Raw genomic sequence first — 21,517 nt, 5'->3', positions numbered from 1 at the left:
GTGGTTCCGTCCCTCCGAGGGCCTGGCATAACTCTCTCACGGGGCTCGGCTCGTGTCCTGGCGCCTTAGTCGGACTTTGCTCGGACGGAAGCGGAGCGGGCGAGAATCACGGCAGAGAAGACCCGCGTCGCTGCCTCCGCGGGCAGCTCGTGCTCCCACACGCGTAGCGAAGTCCACCCCCGTTCAGCCAGCACCGTATCGGTTTCAAGATCTCGCTCACGGTTACGGCGGATCTTCTGATCCCAGTAGGCAGCGTTCGTCTGGGCCACAGTGCCGTGCACCGGGCATCCGTGCCAATAGCAACCATCCACGAAGACAGCGACCTTGGCGCGAGGGAAGACCAAGTCCGCGCGGCGATTGAGGTCGGCAAGGGGCCGAGCATCGACCCGGTACCGTAACCCAAGGGCGTGCACCGCCCGACGAACTGCGAGTTCAGGTCGTGTGTCGCGCCGACGATTTCCCCGCATCGCGGCGCGGACGCGCGGAGATGACGCCCAAGGCTTGTACTCGGCGGTCACCGGTACATCATGCATGTTGAGGCTACGCAGAGACTAGGTAAAGACCGCCAACCGGCAATCTGCTCTACCTTTCTCGTGGATCCTTGTGCTTGCCAGTTCGCCGCTCGTGATTGATCCGCCGTCACCGTGACCGGGGACCTGGGTTGCGTACCTGCTGTCGGACGTCACACCTACGATCCAGATCCTGAGCAACGAACTGATAAGGATGCGCCATGATGACAACTCCTAGGAGGGCCCCCCGAACCGGGGGTGGGCGCCAACACGGCGGTTCCGGCGGGATAGCTCAAGCATCAGCTAAGCTGGCGAACATGAGTCCGGACTCCCCCCCCTTCACCTTCGTCGATCTGTTCGCGGGTGTCGGCGGGTTCCACGCCGCCCTAGGTGCCGTGGGCGGCAAGTGCGTCTATGCAGTTGAGAAGGACCCTGAGGCTGCGGCTGTCTATGAACGCAACTGGAGGAGGCCTGCGCTCGGGGACATCGTGAATGACACTGACCCCACCATGTTGGTTCCGGCGCACGACGTGCTCGCCGCCGGGTTCCCGTGCCAGCCATTCTCGAAGTCTGGTCTGCAGCACGGAATGGATGAGGCCCGCGGCACTCTGTTCTGGAACATTCTTCGAATCCTGGAAGTCCGACGTCCCACGATCGTCATGCTCGAGAACGTGCGCAACATCTACGGTCCGAGGCACAAGCACGAGTGGGCAGTGATCATCCGCTCGCTCCGCGAACTCGGCTATCAAGTATCGTCCCGCCCCATCGTGTTCTCTCCCCATCTATTGCCGCCGGAGCGGGGCGGACGACCCCAGATCCGCGAGCGGGTGTTCATCATGGCAACGTACTTCGGAGTGAGCCGCTCCCATGAGGACGTCGCCCCCTCGGTTCCGCATCAGCCGGTCGACGACTGGTCTCCATCCGGCTGGAATCTGGACGCAGACCTGCCGATTCAGTCGGAGTCCGACCTCAGAGACAGGCTTCGCCTCAACCTTGCTCCCGCAGAGACTACGTGGGTCGAGGCCTGGAACGACTTCGTGACGACACTCCGGTCCGCGGGCGTCAAAAAGCTCCCTGGCTTCCCGGTATGGGTTGACGCGTTCATCCACCAGGACGATCTCGTAGTTCCTCCGGGGACTGCGGCATGGAAGGCCACGTTCCTCCGCAAGAACTCGGCCTTCTACACCGAGCATCGAGAACTACTCGAGGCATGGCTAGCCCGATGGGACTACCTCCGTGACTTTCCGCCATCCAGGCGGAAGTTCGAGTGGCAGGCTCAGGAGGCCGATTCGCTTAGCGAGACGGTAATGCACCTGCGTCCATCTGGGCTGAGGGTAAAGCAGGCGACATATGTTCCGGCTCTCGTAGCCATCACGCAGACAAGCATCCTTGGTGATCGGATGCGTCGAATCTCACCTCGCGAGGCTGCCCGGCTCCAAGGCCTGCCCGAGTGGTTCGACTTCGGCGATCAACCAGACGCAGCGACCTATAAGCAAATGGGCAATGGGGTGAACGTTGGGGCCGCCTATCACGTCTTTCGTGAACACGTCCTGCATACGCTGGCTGCGGTCCGGCGTCGCGCTCCCGGCCTAGCGGCGGCCGTCGAGCGATCTCACCTCAGCCCGGATACTGCAGTTGAGCGCCATTGGGATTCGAGTCGAGAAGTCATCGTGCGTCGTCGAAGCGGGAGGAACAACAGTCGTAGGGCCGCGGGGTAGGGAGATCGGACAGTCAGGCAACGAAGTGCTCGACCGCCCTGAGCACTGCCTCGAGGCCAACCTTCGTTACGGTGCCTCCGCTCGACTCGTAGTGTGCATTCCAGGGGATGCCCGCGGCCTCGACGATCTGGCGAGCCACGTCGGGTTTAGTGAGACTGTCGTCGATGCCGAGGCCAAGACTCTCGTTGACAAGTTCGAAGATCTCTCGAGGCTCAGTTGATCCAGTCGACATTCTTGGGGGCTCGACGCCTACTCTGATGGCGATAGTCCAGACGAGGTCGGCCTTGGTGGTCACAGTTCCGCCGCCCTAAGAGCCGTCCTCAGCGATGATGTGGTCGCGTCCACCCAGGCCAGGTCACCTGAACTCCCGGGCTCTCGACTGAGGAGATCCATGAGTCGCACCCGGTCGATAACCATGACGACCGTGGTGAGTTGCTTCCAGTTAGGGCCCGCTGATCGGATCGTTCCTGGAATCACCAGCAGGCTGAGTGGATCGCTGTCCATTGCGAGCCAGCTAGACCACAGTCGAAGGTCGATGTCGGTGGTTTTAGTGAAGGTCTCCGCCTGGATCGTGCACTGCGCGAGGGCCACGGGAAAACCGGGCCGGCGATCTGCGAACTGGCGCCAGGCGACGACATCAACGCCACCGTCTTTGCGTCGAGGCGGGCGATAGCCCCGGCCAGGCTCCAGGCCCATCCTGCCAGCCAACCAACGGACCGCCTGATCGAACGACTCAGGGCGCCCGTGCCTCGATGGGTATCCGAAAGACAGCGCACACCCACCCGCGCCCCAGAAGTTGGCCAGCGCCGCCTCGGCTACCTCCTCCAGGAGCTCCCCCATCTCCGCAGTCTCCGACACCCGGACCGTCTGGCGCGCTACTGATCCGGGCGTTAGGTAGAGCAAAGCAGCGTACTGGTTAGCCAGAGGGCTCTTCCTGCGAAGAACCGCGATGTCGCGGACGACGAAAGGATAGGCGTCGCCCAAAATGCTCGCCCGCTTCGCCATCACTTCGAGCGCCATCGACACCTTCATCGCTGGCGCACTGATCTCCGCTGTCGCAAGGTCATCCACCTTGTCGCGCCCGAAGTGACCCGAGCTACTGACAAACACGCTCGTCTCGATCCAGTCCGCGATGGCCTCCGTGCTCGAGACCTCGAGATCAGTCATCGATCGACTGGCCTGACTCCGCCTCGACATCGTCTAGCGTCGAGCGAATGCTCCCCACGAGCGACTCGATGTCATCGACGAGATTCTGAACATCAAGGTCCATGGCGAACTCGGCGACATCGCTGCTGGCCGCGTAAAGCGAGTTCTTCGCCGCGTTGAGTTTCAACGTGAGGGCCTTCAAGGGGTCCAGACCCTTCTCCTGAATGCGCTGCTTTGCCTCCTCCAGGGTCTTCCCTTCACGCAGCGCCGCCAGTCCAACCTCGGATGCGATCACATTTCCGAGTTGCGAGATCTGGCGTGAGTCCGAGATCCGAGACTCGTGCTCCTCGTCTCCGAACACCCACTGGATGACTTCCCTGAGCTCCTCTGCCTTGTCGGCGGGCACCGGATCCTTGCCGAGTACCGTCTGTGACCCCAAGGGGGCACCGACGTGATTCCGAATCTTCGTGCTACCCATCGCCACCGTCAGCAGCGAGAACGCACTCTCAACCTGCGAGGTCTCGAGCCCGAGCTTCGCGGCCTGGGTCAGGACCGCCTGATCACGATAGAGGTCTGCCGCCTTGCTTCTCGGGATGCCGATTAGATCGGCAACCTCTTGGAGGGTGCGGCCCTCAGCCACACGAGCGGCGATGTAGCGAGCCTGCATGAAGGGGCGCCACCCAAGTTTGCCGACTACGTGGACTCGAGCAATTTCGGCGTGCGTAGTCGCCCTTGACTCGTGGATGACAATGGGAACCACCATGTCGGCGCTTATAGACCGCTTCGTGGCGAGAACCTCCCATCGATCGGGTGTCGCGAACCCAGCTCGAATCTCTGGGTACGCCAGGCCGATCAATGCAGTCAGCCGTCGGTTGCCTTCCACCACAATCCAAGCGCCAGCCTCATCGGGTGACGGAATGACAATGAGGGGTTCAGCATTGAAGAAGCCCAATTCGACGATGGATTGGGCCACAGTGTACGCCTCAAACCCCATTTCGAGTAGAGTCGCTAGTTCAGCGGTGTCCTTGGTGCGGTGGGTTTCGGGAATCCGGGGGTTCTCGGGATCAAGCCGAAGCGCCGAAAGGGGAGCCTTCCCCACACGCCCAGCACTGATCGGTACCGACTCAGACATTAGATTCCTTTCGAACTACAAGGCCGGAGCCGAGGTAAATCGCCAGGGCCAGTACCTCGCCAGCATCTTCATGTTGCCGTACGTTGGTGCGATGAACCTGAATGAGGATTTGGTTGGGCTCGTTCTCTAGGTTCTCGACAAGCCGGTCGCCAGGATAGAAGTCACCATTTGGCTGTGGCTTGAGGTCACGGCCCTGGAAGAGATTCACGAAACCGAGCTCGCCGGACCATTTGCGGGTTCGTGGACTTCCGCCGTCCTCCATGAGCATGACAGTGGCCTTCTTGTGATGCTCGAAGCCTCGTACCACCGCGTCGGTGAACTCCTCGTGGAGCCAGCCTGGGCTATAAGTCGGACGGGCCCAACCGTCGAGCAAGGACCTAATGGAGGACAGGGAGTCAACGTAAAGAGTGCGGAACGCCAGCCGGCCCTGTGGGACGCGAGGCGCGTCGGTCAAGCCGATGTCCGCGAGCAACTCGTAGTTGTGGGTGGTGTCCCCCGCCAAGCGAGAGGGGGTTCGCATCTGATGCCAGCCCAATCCCATCACCGACAGCGCGCTCACGACGCTCGCACGTGTTGGCTTCATTCCGTCCGGCAGAAGCAGGCCGATCTCACGCGCCCACGTGTGAACAGAACCACCACTCTCGACGTGATCGCGAAGTCGCGCACGCAGGTCCTCCTCTGTATGAACGACCTCCGTCAGAGAACGCACAGTCTTCTTGCTTGCAAAAAACTGACAATAAGGCAGCAGGTCGCCACGGTACCCAAACGCTCGGGCACGCTGTTCCAGCGTGTCGACTTGAGGGCTAGCTGGGCGATTCATGTACGTGACAGTCAGGCCCTCAACAGTGAAGCCACGGTCTAGCTTATTGCCACCCACCAGGATGTGAATTGGCGAGACGTGCCAGTCCACCTTATTGACGTCGGCCGCACTATTAACGAGCCACGTCATCGATTGGGAGAGAACGAACTTCAACTTGTGAAGAAAAGTGTAGTCATCTATGTCTGCAGCCCCGCTGACGACAAGGCGCTTGCGTTCCTCGAGTATTACATCAGGGACACTGGAGATGTCGTCAGCCGCGATCGACTTCCGCCACTGCTCCAATTGTCGGCGAATCAGAAATTCATACCGTGCTTGGACGTCATTCCGCGCAGTAGAATGCACCAGCATACTTATCGGAGGGCTTGCGGCATCATGCAGCAGGAGCAAGGCGGAACCTGCGAGAAAGGCGGACAAGGCCTGGTACAGGCTTTTCTGAAGCTGAAGGGGGGGCGTCTTCGATGCCTGTTCGTCCAACAGCGGCACGTTCCGCACAACACGATCTGCGTTGTCGATGAAGAACTGTTTTCCTCCCGTATACCCCAGCCCGGGCGCCAGGAACTCTACATGCTGCGGACTAAGGATGTCGGCGGCGTCCAGCAGCAGGGGCGCATAGGGGGTCGCTGTGTACTGTACGTAAAGATGGCTAGGCACTGACTTCCGCAGTTCTCGGATGGCGGCGTAGGTGCTGCTCTCGGCGGCTTTGCTCGTATTGAGGGATGCCTGGTCCGCCTCGTCGTCAATGATCAGAACGCGGACGTCATCAGGGATCTTCTCCAACTGCTTGGCCACCGCCCGGATCCGTCCTGCGTGCTTGAGCACCGGTACCAAGCAGACGCGTCCCATGTCGACGAACTTACGGAGCTTCTTGCCGGCCGTTTCGCTCGACGGGTTCGTCTCGCTGATCCAGACATAGTCGGACCTCGTAGTGATGCCTAGGGAGGCCTCCAAGCGCTCGCTGTTCTGGTCGAGTAGAAGGTTCGTCGATCCAAGCAAAGCGACAATGACCTGGTAGCCGTCATCAGCCGCAGCGGCTGCAAGTGCTGTGATCGACGTTGTCTTTCCCGACTGAACATAGCCCAGCGCGAGCACTGTCTCCCCAGTCTTCATCCCTTCCTTCGGCCCTCGCTGAAGAATCGCCTGGACAGACGCCCATATCCCATTGCGTGTCTCATCGTCGATCCCCGACGCTAGGACCGCATCTAGCCGCTCGACTTCATTCATGGGTAGGTTCCTCCCGGGCGATCGAAGAGGTGGTCAGCGCAAGTCGTTTGACCGCCGTCCATGATCGGAATCTGTTTCTGATGGTCTGACCAGATGGTCCGTCCGGTGCATTGGCCCGTTTCCACACGTCATAGCCCTGGATCGAGTTCGGCGCTGTCGGATCTTCAAGGTAGGCCCGGACTATGCTCAGGATGTCTTCGTCTCCCCATTGAGATTCGTAGTGGGGACGGTAAGTCTGTCCCGATACCACGCCCGCCGCATCACAGGCTGCGCTCCAGGATCCGAATCTTTGGCTGACTCTTGGCAGCGATGGGCCAGTCACCTGACCCACTGTTAGCAGTTCTGCATAACCGTTTGCCGTCAGTGGGAACTCGTAGATCGCCGCTTCACGGATGACCTCAAGGATCTCCTCATCAGACCATCGACTCTCGTGGGACCCATGGCCCCACAACCGCAAGTGGACTAGATCGGTTGGCCAGAACTTGGACACGTCCGCGGCATCGAGCCCCGTCTTGGCTGCCACATCCTCTGGTGTCGTCGCACCCGCGCCGGCGAGAAGGGTGCGGATCTTCGTCGCGACCGCCTCTTGCCGAGCCCGCTCTTCCCCTTCGGCCTGTTCAATTTGGAGACGACGCACCTCGGCCCAACTCGGGCCGCCGTACTTTTTGAGCAGCTGCCGAACCCGTTCACGGGTCACCCCGAACGCTTGGCCGATCTCGTCGAGGGTGTCTCCCCGCCACCGTCGCTCGATCATGCCGACCACATGTGGCGGCGCCGGCCGGGGAGGAATGACTCCGTCGGGAGCCCACGCGTAAGCGTCTCGACCGACCTTCACCAAGTATCGCTCTGACTTGGCGAGGTCCTTTAGCATCCTCCGCACATCGCTCTCAGCGGGGGTAAATTCGAGCAGATTCACAGCCTCTTCATATATCTCGCTAATCGTCAAAGCTATCCCGGGGCGCGTTCTCAGCACCTCGGAGACCGCGTTACTGATCGCCTGGCGCTGGACTCGAAGAGTCTGTCTTGGTCCAACCGGCTGAAGCTGGCCAATCTTGCCGTCGGGAGCCCACAGGTAGGCGTCTCGGCCCGCCCTCACGAGACGGCGATCTGATTTGGCGAGATCGCTTAGGACCTTCCGCACATCACCCTCAGGGGGAACAAAATCAAGCAGACGCACTGCCTCTTCGTAGACTCGCCTGATGGTCATCGCTACGCCGACGTGCGTGCTCAGCACATGGGAGACCGTGTCAATGACCGCTTGGCGCTGGACTCGTCGCGTCTCTTTGATCCGGTACTGTTCCACCGCACTTTCGCTGGCCGCCTCCGGATCCCAGGCGTAGGCGTCTCGACCCACCTTCAGGAGATAAGGCTCTTCCTTTTCGAGGTCCCGGAGAATCTTCTTTACATCGATCTCATGGGGGACAATATCGAGCAAGTCCAAGACCTCTTTGTATATCTGCCTGATGGTCATGGCTACCCCGGCGTGCGTCTTGACTACTTGCGTGACCGCCTCCCTGACCGTCTGGCGCTGGACGCGAAGCGTCTCTCTCCGGCCACCAGACCGATAGTGACCTATCGCGTCGTCGCCGTCACTCCCTCCGACCCCAGTTCTGATCCGCTTGTCGCGGCAGGACCTACACTCGCTCGACCTGGCACCCGTCAGCCCATTTCCAATTGGGAACGCCGTGCTTGGCTTCGCCTCTTGGCAGTCGCCGGAGCAGACTCTGACGGCATCGGGTGCGACGGGGACGAAGCTGTCAGCCGAAGGTGAGCTTGGCGTCGACCCCTCGATGCACATCGTCCCGTCCACCCCCTCCTCACGCCTGGCAGCCAACTCTTGACGTCACAGTAGCTAGTCTCCAGTTTGTCCGGCAGCCGGGGGCATTCCGAAACTCGGAACTCCTCGGCAAGATTCCCCCACACTTCCCCCACAGCTTCTGTGGAGATGCTCTCGGGAGGAGCTGATCGAACGTCGAAAACCCGGTCTGACCTGGGGTTTTGTGTGGTGGAGCCTACGGGACTCGAACCCGTAACCCCCTGCTTGCAAAGCAGGTGCGCTACCAATTGCGCCAAGGCCCCGGGGTTCGTCCCGTGGGGGAGGGTGGGCCTAACAGGACTTGAACCTGTGACCTCTTCCTTATCAGGGAAGCGCTCTAACCGTCTGAGCTATAGGCCCGCTCGTGCACGCGCCAGGCAACTGACGCGACACGCGAGATTACCCCATGGTCTCGCACCCGACCAAACCGGCGTCAGGGGGAGACGCTGCTCCTGAGGGGAGGTGTTCCCGCAGGGTGAGGTGCTATAACGCCTGCTCCCGGCGAGAGCGCCTCCCGACGTCGGGAAGACCTCGGATCAGTCGTCGGTCAGCGTCAACTGGAGGCCGCCGACGAGCGCCGCGGACACGTTGTAGAGGAACGCGCCGAGGGTGGCGATCGCGGTGATGAGGATGACGTCGATGACTCCGATGACGATCGACAGGGACACCACCCGGCCGAGTCCGATGTAGTCCATGATGTCGAACGGATCCGAGCCGTCGGCGCCGAACACCTGGGCCGCGATGTCGTTGACCGCGTCGAAGATGCCCATGCCGGCGAGCACGCTCCACAGCACGAACACCATGACCACCCCGGCGATGCCGAGCGCGACCGAGAGCAGGAACGACATCTTCATCGCGCTCCACGGGTCGATCCGCGACACCGTGAGGCGCACCCGGCGGCCCGTGGGAGGGGCCGGCCGTCCAGCCGGACGAGGAGCCGCCGACTTCTGCGCCGTCTTCTGCGGAGGCTGCGATGCGGTCTTCTGCACCTGACCGCCGCCGCCCTGCGCCTGACCCTGGCTGGGACCCTGCTGCCCCTGACCCGGTGCCGGCACCGCACGGGCCGTCTGCTGGCCCTCCTCGGTGCGCACCGCGGTCAGCGGGCGGGTGCTCGAGCCGGAGCCGCCGGGCCCCGAGCCGGACCCGCCGGAGGAGGGGGAGCCTGACCCCGGGCGGCCTGAAGTGCCGTCAGTGGTGCTCACGCGTGGTCTCCTTGCTCGGTCTCCGCCCCGTCGGGCTCGGTCTCACCGGCGTCGCCGCCGGTGTGGTCGACGCTCGCCTGAGGCGACGTTACGCCATTGTCCTGAGCGTCGGCCATCTCGCCGCCACGAGCCGGACCGTCGCCGGCAACCTCGGCGCCGTCACCAGCGCCGTCCTCGGCAGCGGCCTCGGCTTCCGCCTCGACCGCACGCTCGGGGTTGCGCGCCACGGCGACGATCGCGTCGCCCTTGTTCGGCAGCGCGAACGAGACGCCCATCGTGTTCCGCCCGGTTCGGCTGACCTCGTCGACCCGCGAGCGCACGATGTTGCCACGCTCCATGACGACCATGACCTCATCGCCAGGCTCGACCGTCAGCGCTCCGACGAGCTGGCCGCCCTTGCCGGAGTTCGCGGCGGTCACGCCATAGATACCGCGGCCCTTGGGCGTCCACTGCGAGGCGGCGGTCCGCTTGGCGACGCCGTTCTCGAACACCACGAACAGGTCCGGGTCGGTGCCGGCCTCGATGACCGACATCGACAGCAGCGAGTCGCCGGGGCGGAACTTCATGCCCGTCACGCCGCTCGTCGCCCGGCCCATCGGCCGCAGGATCGAGTCGTTGGCATGGAAGCGCACCGACTGCGCCCGGCGCGACACGAGCATGAGGTCGTCCTCGTTGGACGCCAGCCCGGCGCTCACCAGCTCGTCGCCATCCCGCAGGTTCACCGCGATCAGCCCACCGGAGCGGGGCGAGTCGTACTCCGTGAGTCGGGTCTTCTTGACCAGACCCTTCTTCGTCGCGAGCACGAGATAGGGCGCCTGGTCGTAGGACCTCAGCGGGAACACCTGCGCGATCCGCTCACCCGGCTGGAACGCCAGGACGTTCGCGACGTGGTGGCCCTTGGCGTCCCGTCCGCTGTCCGGCAGCTCATAGGCCTTGGCGCGGTACACCCGGCCGAGGTTGGTGAAGAACAGCAACCAGTGGTGCGAGGTCGTGGTGAACAGGTGCTCGACGACGTCCTCACCGCGCAGCGCCGCGCCCCGCACACCCTTGCCCCCCCGCTTCTGGGAGCGGTATGCGTCGAGCCGGGTCCGCTTGGCATACCCACCTCGGGTGATGGTGACGACGACGTCCTCCTCCGGGATGAGGTCCTCGACGGACATGTCGCCGTCGAACAGGTCGATCCGGGTGCGCCGCTCGTCGCCGTAGCGGTCGACGATCTCGCCGAGCTCCGCGGCGACGATTCTCCGCTGCCGGGCCGGGGTGGCCAGGATGTCCTGGTAGTCGAGGATCATCGCCTCGATGCGGTCGTGCTCGTCGACGATCTTCTGCCGCTCCAGGGCCGCCAGACGTCGCAGCTGCATGTTGAGGATGTGCGTCGCCTGGTCCTCGTCGACGTCGAGCAGCTCCATCAGACCGGTGCGCGCCTCGTCCACCGTGGGCGAGCGCCGGATCAGCGCGATGACCTCGTCGAGCATGTCGAGGGCCTTGATCAGGCCGCGCAACAGGTGGATCGCCTTCTCGGCCTCGTCCAGGCGGTACTGCGTGCGCCGGACGATGACCTCGATCTGGTGGTCCACCCAGTACCGCACGAACGCGTCGATCGGCAAGGTGCGCGGCACGTCGTCGACGAGCGCCAGCATGTTGGCACCGAACGTCGTCTGCAGCTGGGTGTGCTTGTAGAGGTTGTTGAGCACCACCTTGGCCACCGCGTCACGCCGCAGCACGATGACGAGACGCTGCCCGGTGCGCCCGGAAGTCTCGTCGGTGATGTCGGCGATGCCACTCACGCGACCCTCGCGGACGAGCTGGGCGATCTTCTCCGCCAACGAGTCCGGGTTGACCTGGTAGGGCAGCTCGGTGACGACGAGGCAGGTCCGCCCCTTGATCTCCTCGATCTCGACGACCGCGCGCATGATGATCGACCCGCGACCGGTCCGATAGGCGTCCTCGATGCCGCGTCGGCCCATGATCAGCGCGCCGGTCGGGAAGTCCGGCCCGGAGATGCGCTCCATGACCGCGGTCAGCGTCTCCTCGCGGGAGGCCTCAGGGTTCTCGAGCACCCACTGCGCCGCCGCGGAGACCTCGCGCAGGTTGTGCGGCGGGATCTGGGTGGCCATGCCGACGGCGATGCCGGAGCTGCCGTTGACGAGCAGGTTCGGGAAGCGCGCCGGCAGCACGGTCGGCTGGAGCGTCTTGCCGTCGTAGTTGGGGATGAAATCGACGGTGTTCTCGTGGATGTCGCGCACGAGCTCGGTCGCGAGCTGAGCCATCCGGCATTCGGTGTACCGCGGCGCCGCGGCCCCGTCGTTGCCCGGGCTGCCGAAGTTGCCCTGGCCGTCGATGAGCGGGTAGCGCAGCGACCACGGCTGCACGAGGCGCACCATCGCGTCGTAGATCGCGCTGTCGCCGTGCGGGTGGTACTTGCCCATGACGTCGCCGACGACGCGCGAGCACTTGTTGTAGCCGCGGTCCGGGCGGTAGCCGCCGTCGTACATCGCGTAGACGATCCGCCGGTGCACGGGCTTCAGGCCGTCGCGCACGTCCGGCAGAGCACGCGAGACGATGACCGACATCGCGTACTCGATGTAGGACTGCTGCATCTCGGTGTTGAGGTCGATCGGCTCGATCCGGTCGCCCTCGCGCACCGGCACGACCGCGCCGAGGTCGTCGGTCGCCTCCTCGACGTCGACGCCCTCCCCGTCGCCGCCGTCACCGAGGATGTCGTCCAGTCCGCCGGGGATATCGTTGTCGTCAGCCATTGCGAATGTCCTTTATCGAAAAGCCTGTTCGGTATGCGGTGCGCACCTGCGCGGTGGCGCGCACCGCATACCTCTGCGTCTGTCGGGCGACCACGGGGTCAGATGTCGAGGAAGCGCACGTCGCGAGCGTTCTTCTGGATGAACGAGCGGCGCGACTCGACGTCCTCGCCCATGAGGATCGAGAACACCTGGTCGGCCGCGGCCGCGTCGTCGAGGGTGACCTGGAGCAGCACGCGCGTCTCGGGGTCCATCGTCGTCTCGCCGAGCTCGCCGAAGTTCATCTCGCCGAGACCCTTGTAGCGCTGGACGGGGTTCTCCTTCGGCAGGCGCTTGCCCGCCGCCAGGCCCGCCGAGTGCAGCCCGTCGCGCTCCCGGTCGGAGTAGGCGAACTCGTGCGGGGCGTTGGTCCAGCGCAGTCGGTACAGAGGCGGCTGCGCGAGGTAGACGTAGCCGGCGTCGATGAGCGGGCGCATGAACCGGAACAGCAGCGTCAGCAGCAGCGTGCGGATGTGCATGCCGTCGACGTCGGCGTCGGCCATCAGGATGATCTTGTGGTACCTGGCCCGGGACAGGTCGAAGTCCTCGCCGATGCCGGTGCCGAACGCCGAGATCAGCGCCTGCACCTCCTGGTTGGCCAGCACCTTGTCGATGCGGGCCTTCTCCACGTTGAGGATCTTGCCGCGGATCGGCAGGATCGCCTGGGTCTCCGGGTTGCGGGCCTGGGTGGCCGAGCCGCCCGCGCTGTCGCCCTCGACGATGAACACCTCGGACAGCGCCGGGTCCTTGCTCGAGCAGTCCTTGAGCTTGCCGGGCAGACCGCCGGACTCGAGCAGTCCCTTGCGGCGCGTGCTGTCGCGGGCCCGACGGGCGGCGATCCGCGCGGCCGCGGCCTGGATCGACTTGCGGATGACGTCCTTGGCCTGGTTCGGGTGCGCCTCGAGCCAGTGCCCGAACTCGTCGGTCATCGCCCGCTGTACGAAGCCCTTGACCTCGGAGTTGCCGAGCTTGGTCTTGGTCTGGCCCTCGAACTGCGGCTCCGCGAGCTTGACGGAGATGACGGCGGTCAGACCCTCGCGGACGTCGTCGCCGGTGAGGTTCTCCTCCTTGTCCTTGAGGAGGTTGTTCTTGCGCGCGAAGTCGTTGACGAGCTTGGTCAGCGCCGCGCGGAAGCCCTCCTCGTGGGTGCCGCCCTCGTGCGTGTTGATCGTGTTGGCGTAGGTGTGCACCGACTCGCTGTAGGCGCCGGTCCACTGCATCGCGATCTCGAGGGACAGGCTGCGCGCCTCGTCCTCGACCTCGAGGCTGATGATCTCGGCGTGCACCGGCTCGGCGCGCTTGGACGAGACGAGGTGCTTGACGTAGTCGACGAGCCCGTCCTCGTAGCGGTACGACGCCGTGCGCGCTTTGACGACCTTCTTCTCGCTCGGGCTCTCGGGGGTCTCGGGCCGCTCGGTCGTGTCGTCGGCGGCCGCCTCGACCTCCTGGACGTCGGCATCGATGTCGTCGAGGTCGACGTCGGTCTCGGCACGGTCCTCGTTGGGCACGCGCTCGTCGGTGAGGTTGATCGTCAGGCCCTTGTTGAGGAAGGCCATCTGCTGGAAGCGCGAGCGGATCGTCTCGTAGTCGAAGTCGACCGACTCGAAGATGTCGGCGTCCGGCCAGAACGTGATCGTCGTGCCGGTCGCGTCGGTCTCCTCCATCTTCGTCAGCGGCGTCGTGGGGAGGCCGTGGTCGAAGGACATCCGGAAGGCGTGGCCCTTCTGGCGGACGCAGACGTCGAGTCGGGTGGAGAGGGCGTTGACGACGGAGGAGCCGACGCCGTGCAGACCGCCGGAGACCTTGTACCCGCCGCCGCCGAACTTGCCGCCCGCGTGGAGCTGGGTGAGGACGAGCTCGACCGCGCTGACGCCCTCTGTCGGGTGGAGGTCGGTCGGGATGCCGCGGCCGTTGTCCTTGACCCGGACGCTGCCGTCCTCGCGGATCGTCACGTCGATGGTGTCGGCATAGCCCGCGAGCGCCTCGTCGACGGAGTTGTCGACGATCTCCCAGACGAGGTGGTGCAGGCCGCGCTCGCCGGTGCTGCCGATGTACATGCCCGGACGCTTGCGGACCGCCTCGAGCCCCTCGAGGACCGTGATCGACCCGGCGTCGTAGTCCGGCATGGCGCTCGGGTCGATGACGGGGGTGCCGTCGGGGACACCCGGGACGGGTCCGTCGGATGCACTGGTGCCGGATCCGCTGGGCGGGGTCGTCGGCTGGTCAGCCACTCGCTCTCCTTCGTCGTGTCCCTCGACCCGGTGAACCGGGGTCGGTGAGGGGTATGCGTGGGGCGCCTCGCGCATACCGTCGGTATGCCCTCGGTCACCTCATGCGAGGCGCCCAGGCCAGGGGGTCACCGGGGGTGGCGACCCGTCGCAGCGCTGGGCGCGGATACTCCCTCTATCCTACCGGGCTGCGGGGACATGACATGCACGCAGACGCGCCTGAGGGCGGTTTTCCGTGGATAACCGGGTCGGACGTATGGGGGATCACGCGGATCGGGGGTTCAGCGGCTCTGTGCGCGGTTCTCGGCGGGGGCACTGCCTTTTCTCTCCCCAACCGGGAAAGGGCTCGTTCACCACGGCAAGTTGACGTGGTGAACGATCCGTTGGCGTGGTGAAGAACCGCCGCCCGCACCCCCGCGACGCCCGCCGCGACGGCTAGCGCGACGCCCTGGCGGCGAAGGCAGCCTGCGCGGCCTTGGAGTGGAACAGCCGCCCCGACAACCGCGCCATCGCGTCGCCGTCGGCGTCGAGGGCGGCGACGAGGTCCCGCGCGAGGATCGCCTTGGACTCGACGAGGCCCTGCCGCACGGCCGTCCGAAGGTCGTCGAGCACCTCCTCGACGCGGTGTGCGACCTGCTCCCCGGAGGTGATGTGGGTGACGAGTCCGGCGTCGCGGGCCTCCTCGGCGGTGAAGGTGCGAGCGGTGAGCGACCAGTCCGCCAGCGTGCGCGGGGCGACGCGGGCCTTGAGCGGGATCGAGATGATCGCGGCGGCCAGGCCGAGCCGGACCTCGGTCAAGGCGAACGACACCTCCCGCGAGCAGACGACGATGTCGGCGCTCGCGACCAGACCGATGCCGCCGGCGCGCACCGGGCCGTCGAGCTGCACCACGACCGGGACCGGGCAGGCGGCCATCGTGCGCTGCAGCGCGATGATGCTGCGGGCCCCCTCGACCATGTCGACGGTCTGCGCCTCCTTGAGGTCGGCGCCCGAGCAGAACACCGGGTGCGAGGAACGGATGAGCACCCCGTGCAGCGACTCGTCGGCGCTCGCCGCCTCGAGCTCCGCCGACAGCGTCGACACCATCGCGCGGGACAGCGCGTTGCGGTTGGCCGGCGAGTTGAGGGTGAGGACGGCGATCCGGTCGGCCGTCTCGCGCAGGACGACGGGCTCGTCCGGCTGCTCGGTCCGAGTTGTCGACGCGTCATCCGATGCCATGGGCGCCATTCTCGCCTACCGACCGAGGCGACCGCAGGGCGCCGGCCACAGATCGGGGTGCGTGGGCTGGGCGAGGTGCGTAGCGCATACGGGCCTGTCGGCAGTACCGTCGAGACCACGAACGCCGCCTCGAGGAGGAGGACTCCGATGGGTCGAAAGCTGCCGATCATCTACGTCCGGGGATATGGCGGGGGGCAGTCCGGCATCGACGCGCTCGTCGAGGACCCGTTCTACGGTTTCAACGCCGGCTCGACCCACGTGCGCGTCGGCGCGCGAGGGGAGCCGAGCTTCTACCAGTTCGAGAGTCCGCTGCTGCGGCTCATGCTCGACCACGACTACCATCTCGAGGTCAACGGCGGTCAGCTCGCGTGGCTGCGCGCGCAGAAGGACGGCAAGGTCGACGAGGCGACCATCTGGATCCACCGCTTCTACGACGAGTCGGCGTCGACCTTCGGCAAGGCGGCGCAGGAGTACCGGCTCGAGCGGGCGGCCGAGGACCTCCTCACGCTCGTCGAGCTCGTCCGCCGCAAGACCGGGGCGCCGCGTGTCTATCTCGTCGCGCACTCGATGGGCGGGCTCGTCTGCCGGAGCATGATCCAGAGGGTCATCCCCGACAAGGGCGGCAAGGCCACCGACTACGTCGACCGGCTTTTCACGTATGCGACGCCGCACGGCGGGATCGAGTTCGACGTCGGCTTCGGGCTGTTCGAGAAGCTGCGGGACCGGTTCGGGATCAACGGCGCCGACATCTTTGGCCCGGAACGGATGTGGGAGTACCTCAACCCGAGCACGCCGCGGAAGCGGCGGCCGAAGAACTGGGACGCGCGCGCCATCCCGGCCACGGCGTTCCCCACCGAACGTGTCTTCACGTTGGTCGGGACGAACCCGGAGGACTACGACGTCGCGATGGGACTGTCGTCGAAAGCGGTCGGGGTCAAGAGCGACGGGCTGGTCCAGATCGAGAACGCGTATGTGCCAGGTGCCAAGTTCGCGTACGTGCACCGCTCGCACTCGGGGCGCTACGGGATCGTCAACTCCGAGGAGGGCTACCAGAACCTGCGGCGGTTCCTGCTCGGCGACCTCGAGGTGACGGCGGACCTCGTCGGGCTGCGGATCCCGCCCGAGCAGGTCGCGGACCCGCGGGACCTGGTCTGGCAGGCCGAGGTCGAGCTCGCCGTGCGCGGGCTGCCGATCCTCATGCACCAGCAGGTCGCCGCCCACCACTGCCCGGTCATCCTCGACCTGCCGGCCGACGCCTCCGACCGGCCGCAGCCGCTCGTGACGACGTTCCTCATCGCCGACCCGACGGTGCGTCCGGACAACGCCGAGACCGCGCGGTACACGTTGCACCTGAAGCTGTTCGCGGTGCGGCAGAAGCGCGGGATCTTCGACTTCCGCGACCACCTCGAGCAGACGGCCGACTTCGACGACTGGCTGGTGGTCGACATCGGCGCGGTGAACGGCGAGCTCGCGGCGTGGGCGAGCTGGGTCTCCGAGCTCGACGTCACGCTGCGGGACTACATCCCGTCGGGGCCGCCGCTCGTCGACGACGACGCGACGCCGCGCAAGTGGGTCAAGCGGTTCCCGCTCCCGGAGGGGGCGCGGCGGCTGTTCGGCGCGGAGGCTGCCCTGCGGCTCACGGTGCGCGACCGCGACGGCCAGGCCGCGGAGGAGCTGAGTCAGCCGGGCTGAGGGGTGCCGGTGACGGCCAGCCGCAGTGGTTCCGGCGAGGGCGGGTCGTGATGCTGAGGCGGGTCCTGCGCCGAGCCGCGGCGGCTCCGGCGAGACGCGGGGATATTGCGCCGCTGCTGGGGTCGAGCGCCGCGGGTCGAGGGGATGGCCGCGGGTCGACGACGTCTCGCGGGTCGAGCCCGGACATGAGTCGAGAGTGCACGACACGCCGGGTGCGCTCTCTCAGGAACGGCGTGCCGTGCACTCTCGACGGCTTGGGGTGGGGTGGTGCCGGTGGTGGGGCGCGGTGGAGTGGCGCGTTTCGCCGTGGGCGGTGCGTTGCACTGCGTCCGGGCCGCTATAGCGGACCGAACTCAGTGCAACGCACCAACCACGGGTCGGGTGGGGTGATGCAGGGTGCTCCGGGGTGAGAGCGGAACCTCAGCCCTTGACGGCACCCTGCATGACACCGGCGACGAGCTGACGCCCGGCGAACATGAACACCACGACGAGCGGGAGCGCCGCGAGGGTCACACCGGCGAGGATGAGCGAGTAGTCCTTGAAGTACGACGCCTGGAGCAGCTGGATCGCCACCGGCAGCGTCGGGTTCGTGGACCCGAGGATGATGAACGGCCAGAAGAACGCCGTCCACGACCCGATGAAGGTGAACAGGCCGAGCATCGTCGCCGCCGGCCGGGCCGCCGGCAGGACCACGTGCCAGAACGTGCGGATCATGCTGCATCCGTCCACCCGGGCCGCCTCGATCAGCTCGTACGGCAGCGCCTGCTCGAGGTACTGAGTCATCCAGAACACGCCGAACGCGGTGACGAGCCCGGGGACGATGATGGCCTCGAGCCGCCCGGTCCAGCCGAGCTCCGCCATGAGGATGAACAGGGGGACGACGCTGAGCTGGGTCGGCACGGCCATCGTCGCGACGACGAAGACCAGCAGCGGCGCCCGGCCCCTGAAGCGGAGCTTGGCGAACGCGAACCCGGCCAGGGTCGAGAAGAACACGACGGAGACCGCCATGATCGTCGCGGCGATGACGCTGTTGAGGACCGCCTGCCAGAACTTGATGTCCGAGCTGATGACCCGCACGGCGTTGTCGATGAAGTTGCCCTCCGGGATCAGCGACGGGATCGGGTTCTGCGCGATCGTCACCGGGTCGGAGCTGCCGAGCAGGAACGAGTAGTACAGCGGGTACGCGGAGAGGGCGAGGACGACGCCGAGAATCGCATACGTCACCCATCCGGGCCGGTTGCCGACCTGCGACTTCCGGCGGCGGATGCGCTCGTCGCGACGCTTGGCGGCCCGGGCCGCGCCGGCGCCGGCGATGCCACCGGCGAGGTGGCTGGACGGAGGTGCGCTCATGACGTCGTCTCCTTCGCATCGTTGTTCGCGGCTGCCGCCTTGCGGGTCGGCTCAGCGGACGCGACGGCGCCGGCGCCGGGGGCCGCCGCCTGGGTCGGCGCGGGTGCCGCGGGGGCGGCGACCTTCTTCGAGTCGCCGGAGGCGATCCGGCGGGTGAGCCAGAAGTTGATCGCACCGACGAGGATGATGATCAGGAAGAGGATCCACGAGACTGCGGCCGCGCGGCCGAAGCTCTTCGTCGGGCCCCAGCCCAGCTCATAGATGTACATCGTCACCGTCATCCACTGCCGGTCCGAACCGCCGAGACCGGTCTGGTCGAACACGCGCGGCTCGTCGAAGATCTGCAGGCCACCGATGGTGGCGGTGATGACGACGAAGATGATCGTCGGCCGCAGCATCGGCACGGTGATCGAGATGAACTGCCGTATGCGGGACGCACCATCGAGGAGCGCCGCCTCATAGAGCTCGGTCGGGATCGCCTGCATGGCGGCCAGGAAGATCAGCGTGACGTAGCCGGTCCACCGGAAGTTGACCATGGTCGCGATGGCGACGTGGCTCTCCAGGACGCCGGCGTGCCAGGCGACCGGCCCGAGACCGACATAGCCGAGCAGCTCGTTGAAGAAGCCGTTCTGGTCCGCGAACATCTTGTTGAAGATGACGCCGACGGCGACGGGGGCGATGACGAACGGGAGCAGGACGCCCATGCGCCAGAAGGTCTTGGCCCGGATGTTCTGGTTGAGCACCGCCGCGAGGGCGAGGGCCGCCAGGGTCTGGGTCACACCGGAGATCAGGAAGATCGAGAAGGTGTTGCGCATGCCCCGCCAGAAGAACTCCTGCTGGACGACCTGCGCGTAGTTCGCCATCCCGACGAACTCACCCTTGCCGCCGATGAGGTTCCAGTCATGCAGGGACACCCAGAGCGTGTAGACGAGGGGGAAGAGTCCGAGGACCGCGAAGAGGATGAAGAAGGGGGAGATGTAGAGGTAGGGAGAGAGCTTGACGTCGAGTGCGGACATCCGCTGCCGTCGGGTGAGCGGAAGTGACTTGCCCGGCGGTGGTGTCGGCGTCGTGCTCGGTGCCGGTTCGGTGACGGTGGCCATGGCGTGTGCTCCTTTGCACTACCGGGGCCGGGCCACCCCTGGTGCAGCAGGGGCGGCCCGGCCGATAGGTGTCAGCCGAGCGCCTCGACCGCGGACACGAACTTCTCCCACGAGGACTCGGGGGTGTCCGTTCCGTCGACGTCGACACGGCTGATGGCCTGCTGCATCGCGTCGTTGATGCCGGAGTACTTCGGGCCCTTGAAGGTCACGACCTCCACGGCCTGGGCGCGCTCGCTGAAGATCTCACCGGTCGGCGCGTTGTTGAAGAACTCACGGGTGTCGCCGAGCAGCTCCTCGCTCTCGAGCGCCTCGACCTGGCTCGGGAAGGTGCCCTTGGACTGGAACGCCTTGATCTGCTGCTCGGGAGCGGTCAGCCAGTCGGCGAGCTCCTTGGCCGCCTCCTGGTTCTCACCCTGGGTCGGGACCGTCAGGAACGAGCCGCCCCAGTTGCCGCCGCCGCCGGGGAAGGTGTTAGCGATGTCCCAGCCCTCGACGCCGGCGGCGTTGCCCTCGATGACGCCGAGCATCCAGCTCGGGCAGACCATCGTGGCGAAGCCGTCACGCTGGAAGGAGCTGGTCCAGTCGTCGCTCCACTGGGAGAGGCCGGCCGACAGGCCGTTCGCAGAGGCCGCGAGCACCTGGTCGTACAGCGCGCGGACCTCGGGGTTCTCCGTCGCGATGACGGTGCCGTCCTCCTGCTCGTAGGGGAACTCGAGCTGGTTGACCATGGCGTTGTAGGTCGCGCCCGCGGACTCCATCCACGGGACGTCGGAGTTGGCCATGAACTCCTCGCCGAGGGCGAAGTAGTCGTCCCACGTCGACCCGAGCGCGGCCGCGACCTCCTCGCGGTCGGAGGGCAGACCGGCGGCCTCGAAGAGGTCGGCGCGGTAGCAGATCGCCTCGGGGCCGATGTCGGTGCCGTAGCCGATGAGCTTGCCGTCGGTCGTCGTCGCCTGCTGGACCTTCCAGTCCACCCAGCGGCCCTCGACCGAGTCGGAGCTGAGGTCCATGAACTGGTCCGGGTACTGCAGCAGCTCGGGCAGCCAGTCGACCTCGACGGCCTCGATGTCGCTCAGGCCGGAGCCGGCGGCGAGTCGGGTGTTGAGGTTGTCGCGGGCCTCGTTGGCCGTCGCGGCCTTCTTGTGCTCGATGGTGACGTCCGGGTTGAGCTCCATGTACTCCGTGAAGAGCTCCTCGTAGCCGAACTCGTTGAACGTCGCGACGGTCAGGGTCACCGGGCCGTCGGAACCGCCCTCACCGCCGCTGCCGGCGTCGGTGTCTGCACTCTCGCCACCACAGGCGGCGAGCAGTGCTGCGGTCATGGTCAGGGCCGCGATACGGCCGTAGGTGGTTCCTCGTCGGGATCCGGGGCGCATGGTTACCTCCACGTTCGTCATTGAATGGCCCAGGCCCCATGCCGGACCCGGTCAGAGAGAGCGCTCTCTGACGCCCATAGTGGCGGTCCGCATTCCCGCTGTCAAGACAGTTCTTCCAACATTCATGCGGAAAACGGTCGATGTGGGGTTGCCGACATGCATCGGGCAGGCCAGAATGTGAGAGCGCTCTCCCT

The 21,517-nt window shown here is 65.7% G+C and carries 15 protein-coding genes and 2 tRNA genes; 2 read left to right on the top strand and 15 right to left on the bottom strand.

The window, feature by feature from the left end:
• Nucleotides 1-65: 65 nt before the first annotated feature.
• Nucleotides 66-467, bottom strand: coding sequence for a very short patch repair endonuclease (locus GA707_RS06575; protein ID WP_226963597.1), 402 nt, complete (start codon nt 465-467; stop codon nt 66-68).
• Between the two features lie 359 nt (nt 468-826).
• Between GA707_RS06575 and GA707_RS06570 the strand changes: the two genes are divergently transcribed.
• Nucleotides 827-2,227 carry a DNA cytosine methyltransferase gene (locus GA707_RS06570; protein ID WP_152177583.1) on the top strand — a complete coding sequence of 467 codons (1,401 nt, stop codon included), beginning with the start codon at nt 827-829 and terminating at the stop codon, nt 2,225-2,227.
• Between the two features lie 13 nt (nt 2,228-2,240).
• Here GA707_RS06570 and GA707_RS06565 read toward each other — a convergent pair whose 3' ends face one another.
• The 11 genes from GA707_RS06565 to GA707_RS06515 form a co-directional block, all read right to left on the bottom strand.
• Nucleotides 2,241-2,522 carry a hypothetical protein gene (locus GA707_RS06565; protein WP_152177582.1) on the bottom strand — a complete coding sequence of 94 codons (282 nt, stop codon included), beginning with the start codon at nt 2,520-2,522 and terminating at the stop codon, nt 2,241-2,243.
• On the bottom strand, nt 2,519-3,394 hold the full coding sequence (locus GA707_RS06560; RefSeq protein ID WP_152177581.1) for a hypothetical protein: 876 nt from the start codon (nt 3,392-3,394) through the stop codon (nt 2,519-2,521). Before GA707_RS06560 ends, GA707_RS06565 begins: the two co-directional genes overlap by 4 nt.
• On the bottom strand, nt 3,387-4,472 hold the full coding sequence (locus tag GA707_RS06555; protein WP_152177580.1) for a hypothetical protein: 1,086 nt from the start codon (nt 4,470-4,472) through the stop codon (nt 3,387-3,389). Before GA707_RS06555 ends, GA707_RS06560 begins: the two co-directional genes overlap by 8 nt.
• Before the next feature lie 25 nt (nt 4,473-4,497).
• Complete coding sequence (locus GA707_RS06550; RefSeq protein ID WP_152177579.1) at nt 4,498-6,546, bottom strand: Z1 domain-containing protein; 2,049 nt, start codon at nt 6,544-6,546, stop codon at nt 4,498-4,500.
• On the bottom strand, nt 6,539-8,356 hold the full coding sequence (locus tag GA707_RS06545) for a sigma factor-like helix-turn-helix DNA-binding protein (RefSeq protein WP_152177578.1): 1,818 nt from the start codon (nt 8,354-8,356) through the stop codon (nt 6,539-6,541). The genes GA707_RS06550 and GA707_RS06545 overlap by 8 nt, the downstream gene beginning before the upstream one ends.
• A 193-nt stretch (nt 8,357-8,549) precedes the next feature.
• Nucleotides 8,550-8,625 (bottom strand) — tRNA-Ala (locus tag GA707_RS06540).
• 23 nt (nt 8,626-8,648) lie between these two features.
• Nucleotides 8,649-8,722: transfer RNA gene (locus GA707_RS06535), tRNA-Ile, on the bottom strand.
• Between the two features lie 176 nt (nt 8,723-8,898).
• Nucleotides 8,899-9,564: a DUF3566 domain-containing protein gene (locus GA707_RS21155; protein WP_226963567.1), complete on the bottom strand. Its 666-nt coding sequence runs from the start codon at nt 9,562-9,564 to the stop codon at nt 8,899-8,901.
• Entirely contained in the window at nt 9,561-12,323 is a 2,763-nt protein-coding gene (gene gyrA, locus GA707_RS06525) for a DNA gyrase subunit A (RefSeq protein ID WP_152177577.1), read from the bottom strand. The genes GA707_RS21155 and gyrA overlap by 4 nt, the downstream gene beginning before the upstream one ends.
• A gap of 98 nt (nt 12,324-12,421) precedes the next feature.
• A complete protein-coding gene (gene gyrB, locus GA707_RS06520; protein WP_152177804.1) occupies nt 12,422-14,485 on the bottom strand; it encodes a DNA topoisomerase (ATP-hydrolyzing) subunit B in 2,064 nt (687 codons plus the stop codon).
• A 537-nt stretch (nt 14,486-15,022) separates the two neighbouring features.
• Entirely contained in the window at nt 15,023-15,805 is a 783-nt protein-coding gene (locus GA707_RS06515; protein WP_152177576.1) for an enoyl-CoA hydratase-related protein, read from the bottom strand.
• A gap of 147 nt (nt 15,806-15,952) precedes the next feature.
• Here GA707_RS06515 and GA707_RS06510 point away from each other — a divergent pair, with 147 nt between their 5' ends.
• On the top strand, nt 15,953-17,497 hold the full coding sequence (locus tag GA707_RS06510) for a triacylglycerol lipase (protein WP_152177575.1): 1,545 nt from the start codon (nt 15,953-15,955) through the stop codon (nt 17,495-17,497).
• Nucleotides 17,498-17,917: 420 nt separating this feature from the next.
• Here the strand turns inward: GA707_RS06510 and GA707_RS06505 are convergent, their stop codons facing one another.
• From GA707_RS06505 to GA707_RS06495, 3 genes are all read right to left on the bottom strand, one after another.
• Nucleotides 17,918-18,847: a carbohydrate ABC transporter permease gene (locus tag GA707_RS06505; RefSeq protein ID WP_152177574.1), complete on the bottom strand. Its 930-nt coding sequence runs from the start codon at nt 18,845-18,847 to the stop codon at nt 17,918-17,920.
• A complete protein-coding gene (locus GA707_RS06500; RefSeq protein ID WP_152177573.1) occupies nt 18,844-19,947 on the bottom strand; it encodes a carbohydrate ABC transporter permease in 1,104 nt (367 codons plus the stop codon). Before GA707_RS06500 ends, GA707_RS06505 begins: the two co-directional genes overlap by 4 nt.
• Before the next feature lie 71 nt (nt 19,948-20,018).
• Complete coding sequence (locus GA707_RS06495) at nt 20,019-21,323, bottom strand: extracellular solute-binding protein (protein WP_370460016.1); 1,305 nt, start codon at nt 21,321-21,323, stop codon at nt 20,019-20,021.
• Nucleotides 21,324-21,517: the final 194 nt, after the last annotated feature.

The sequence above is a fragment of the Nostocoides sp. F2B08 genome, from assembly GCF_009184895.1.
GTDB lineage: Bacteria > Actinomycetota > Actinomycetes > Actinomycetales > Dermatophilaceae > F2B08.
This window is presented reverse-complemented; position numbering and strand designations above follow the sequence as displayed.

What these genes read in the sequence shown, in the direction of transcription:
- GA707_RS06575 (WP_226963597.1), bottom strand. Translation starts at nt 467, where the DNA reads ATGCGGGGAAATCGTCGGCGCGACACACGACCTGAACTCGCAGTTCGT.
- GA707_RS06515 (WP_152177576.1), bottom strand. Translation starts at nt 15,805, where the DNA reads ATGGCATCGGATGACGCGTCGACAACTCGGACCGAGCAGCCGGACGAG.
- GA707_RS06560 (WP_152177581.1), bottom strand. Translation starts at nt 3,394, where the DNA reads ATGACTGATCTCGAGGTCTCGAGCACGGAGGCCATCGCGGACTGGATC.
- GA707_RS06495 (WP_370460016.1), bottom strand. Translation starts at nt 21,323, where the DNA reads ATGCGCCCCGGATCCCGACGAGGAACCACCTACGGCCGTATCGCGGCC.
- gyrB (WP_152177804.1), bottom strand. Translation starts at nt 14,485, where the DNA reads ATGCCGGACTACGACGCCGGGTCGATCACGGTCCTCGAGGGGCTCGAG.
- GA707_RS06550 (WP_152177579.1), bottom strand. Translation starts at nt 6,546, where the DNA reads ATGAATGAAGTCGAGCGGCTAGATGCGGTCCTAGCGTCGGGGATCGAC.
- GA707_RS06570 (WP_152177583.1), top strand. Translation starts at nt 827, where the DNA reads ATGAGTCCGGACTCCCCCCCCTTCACCTTCGTCGATCTGTTCGCGGGT.
- GA707_RS06505 (WP_152177574.1), bottom strand. Translation starts at nt 18,847, where the DNA reads ATGAGCGCACCTCCGTCCAGCCACCTCGCCGGTGGCATCGCCGGCGCC.
- gyrA (WP_152177577.1), bottom strand. Translation starts at nt 12,323, where the DNA reads ATGGCTGACGACAACGATATCCCCGGCGGACTGGACGACATCCTCGGT.
- GA707_RS06510 (WP_152177575.1), top strand. Translation starts at nt 15,953, where the DNA reads ATGGGTCGAAAGCTGCCGATCATCTACGTCCGGGGATATGGCGGGGGG.
- GA707_RS06500 (WP_152177573.1), bottom strand. Translation starts at nt 19,947, where the DNA reads ATGGCCACCGTCACCGAACCGGCACCGAGCACGACGCCGACACCACCG.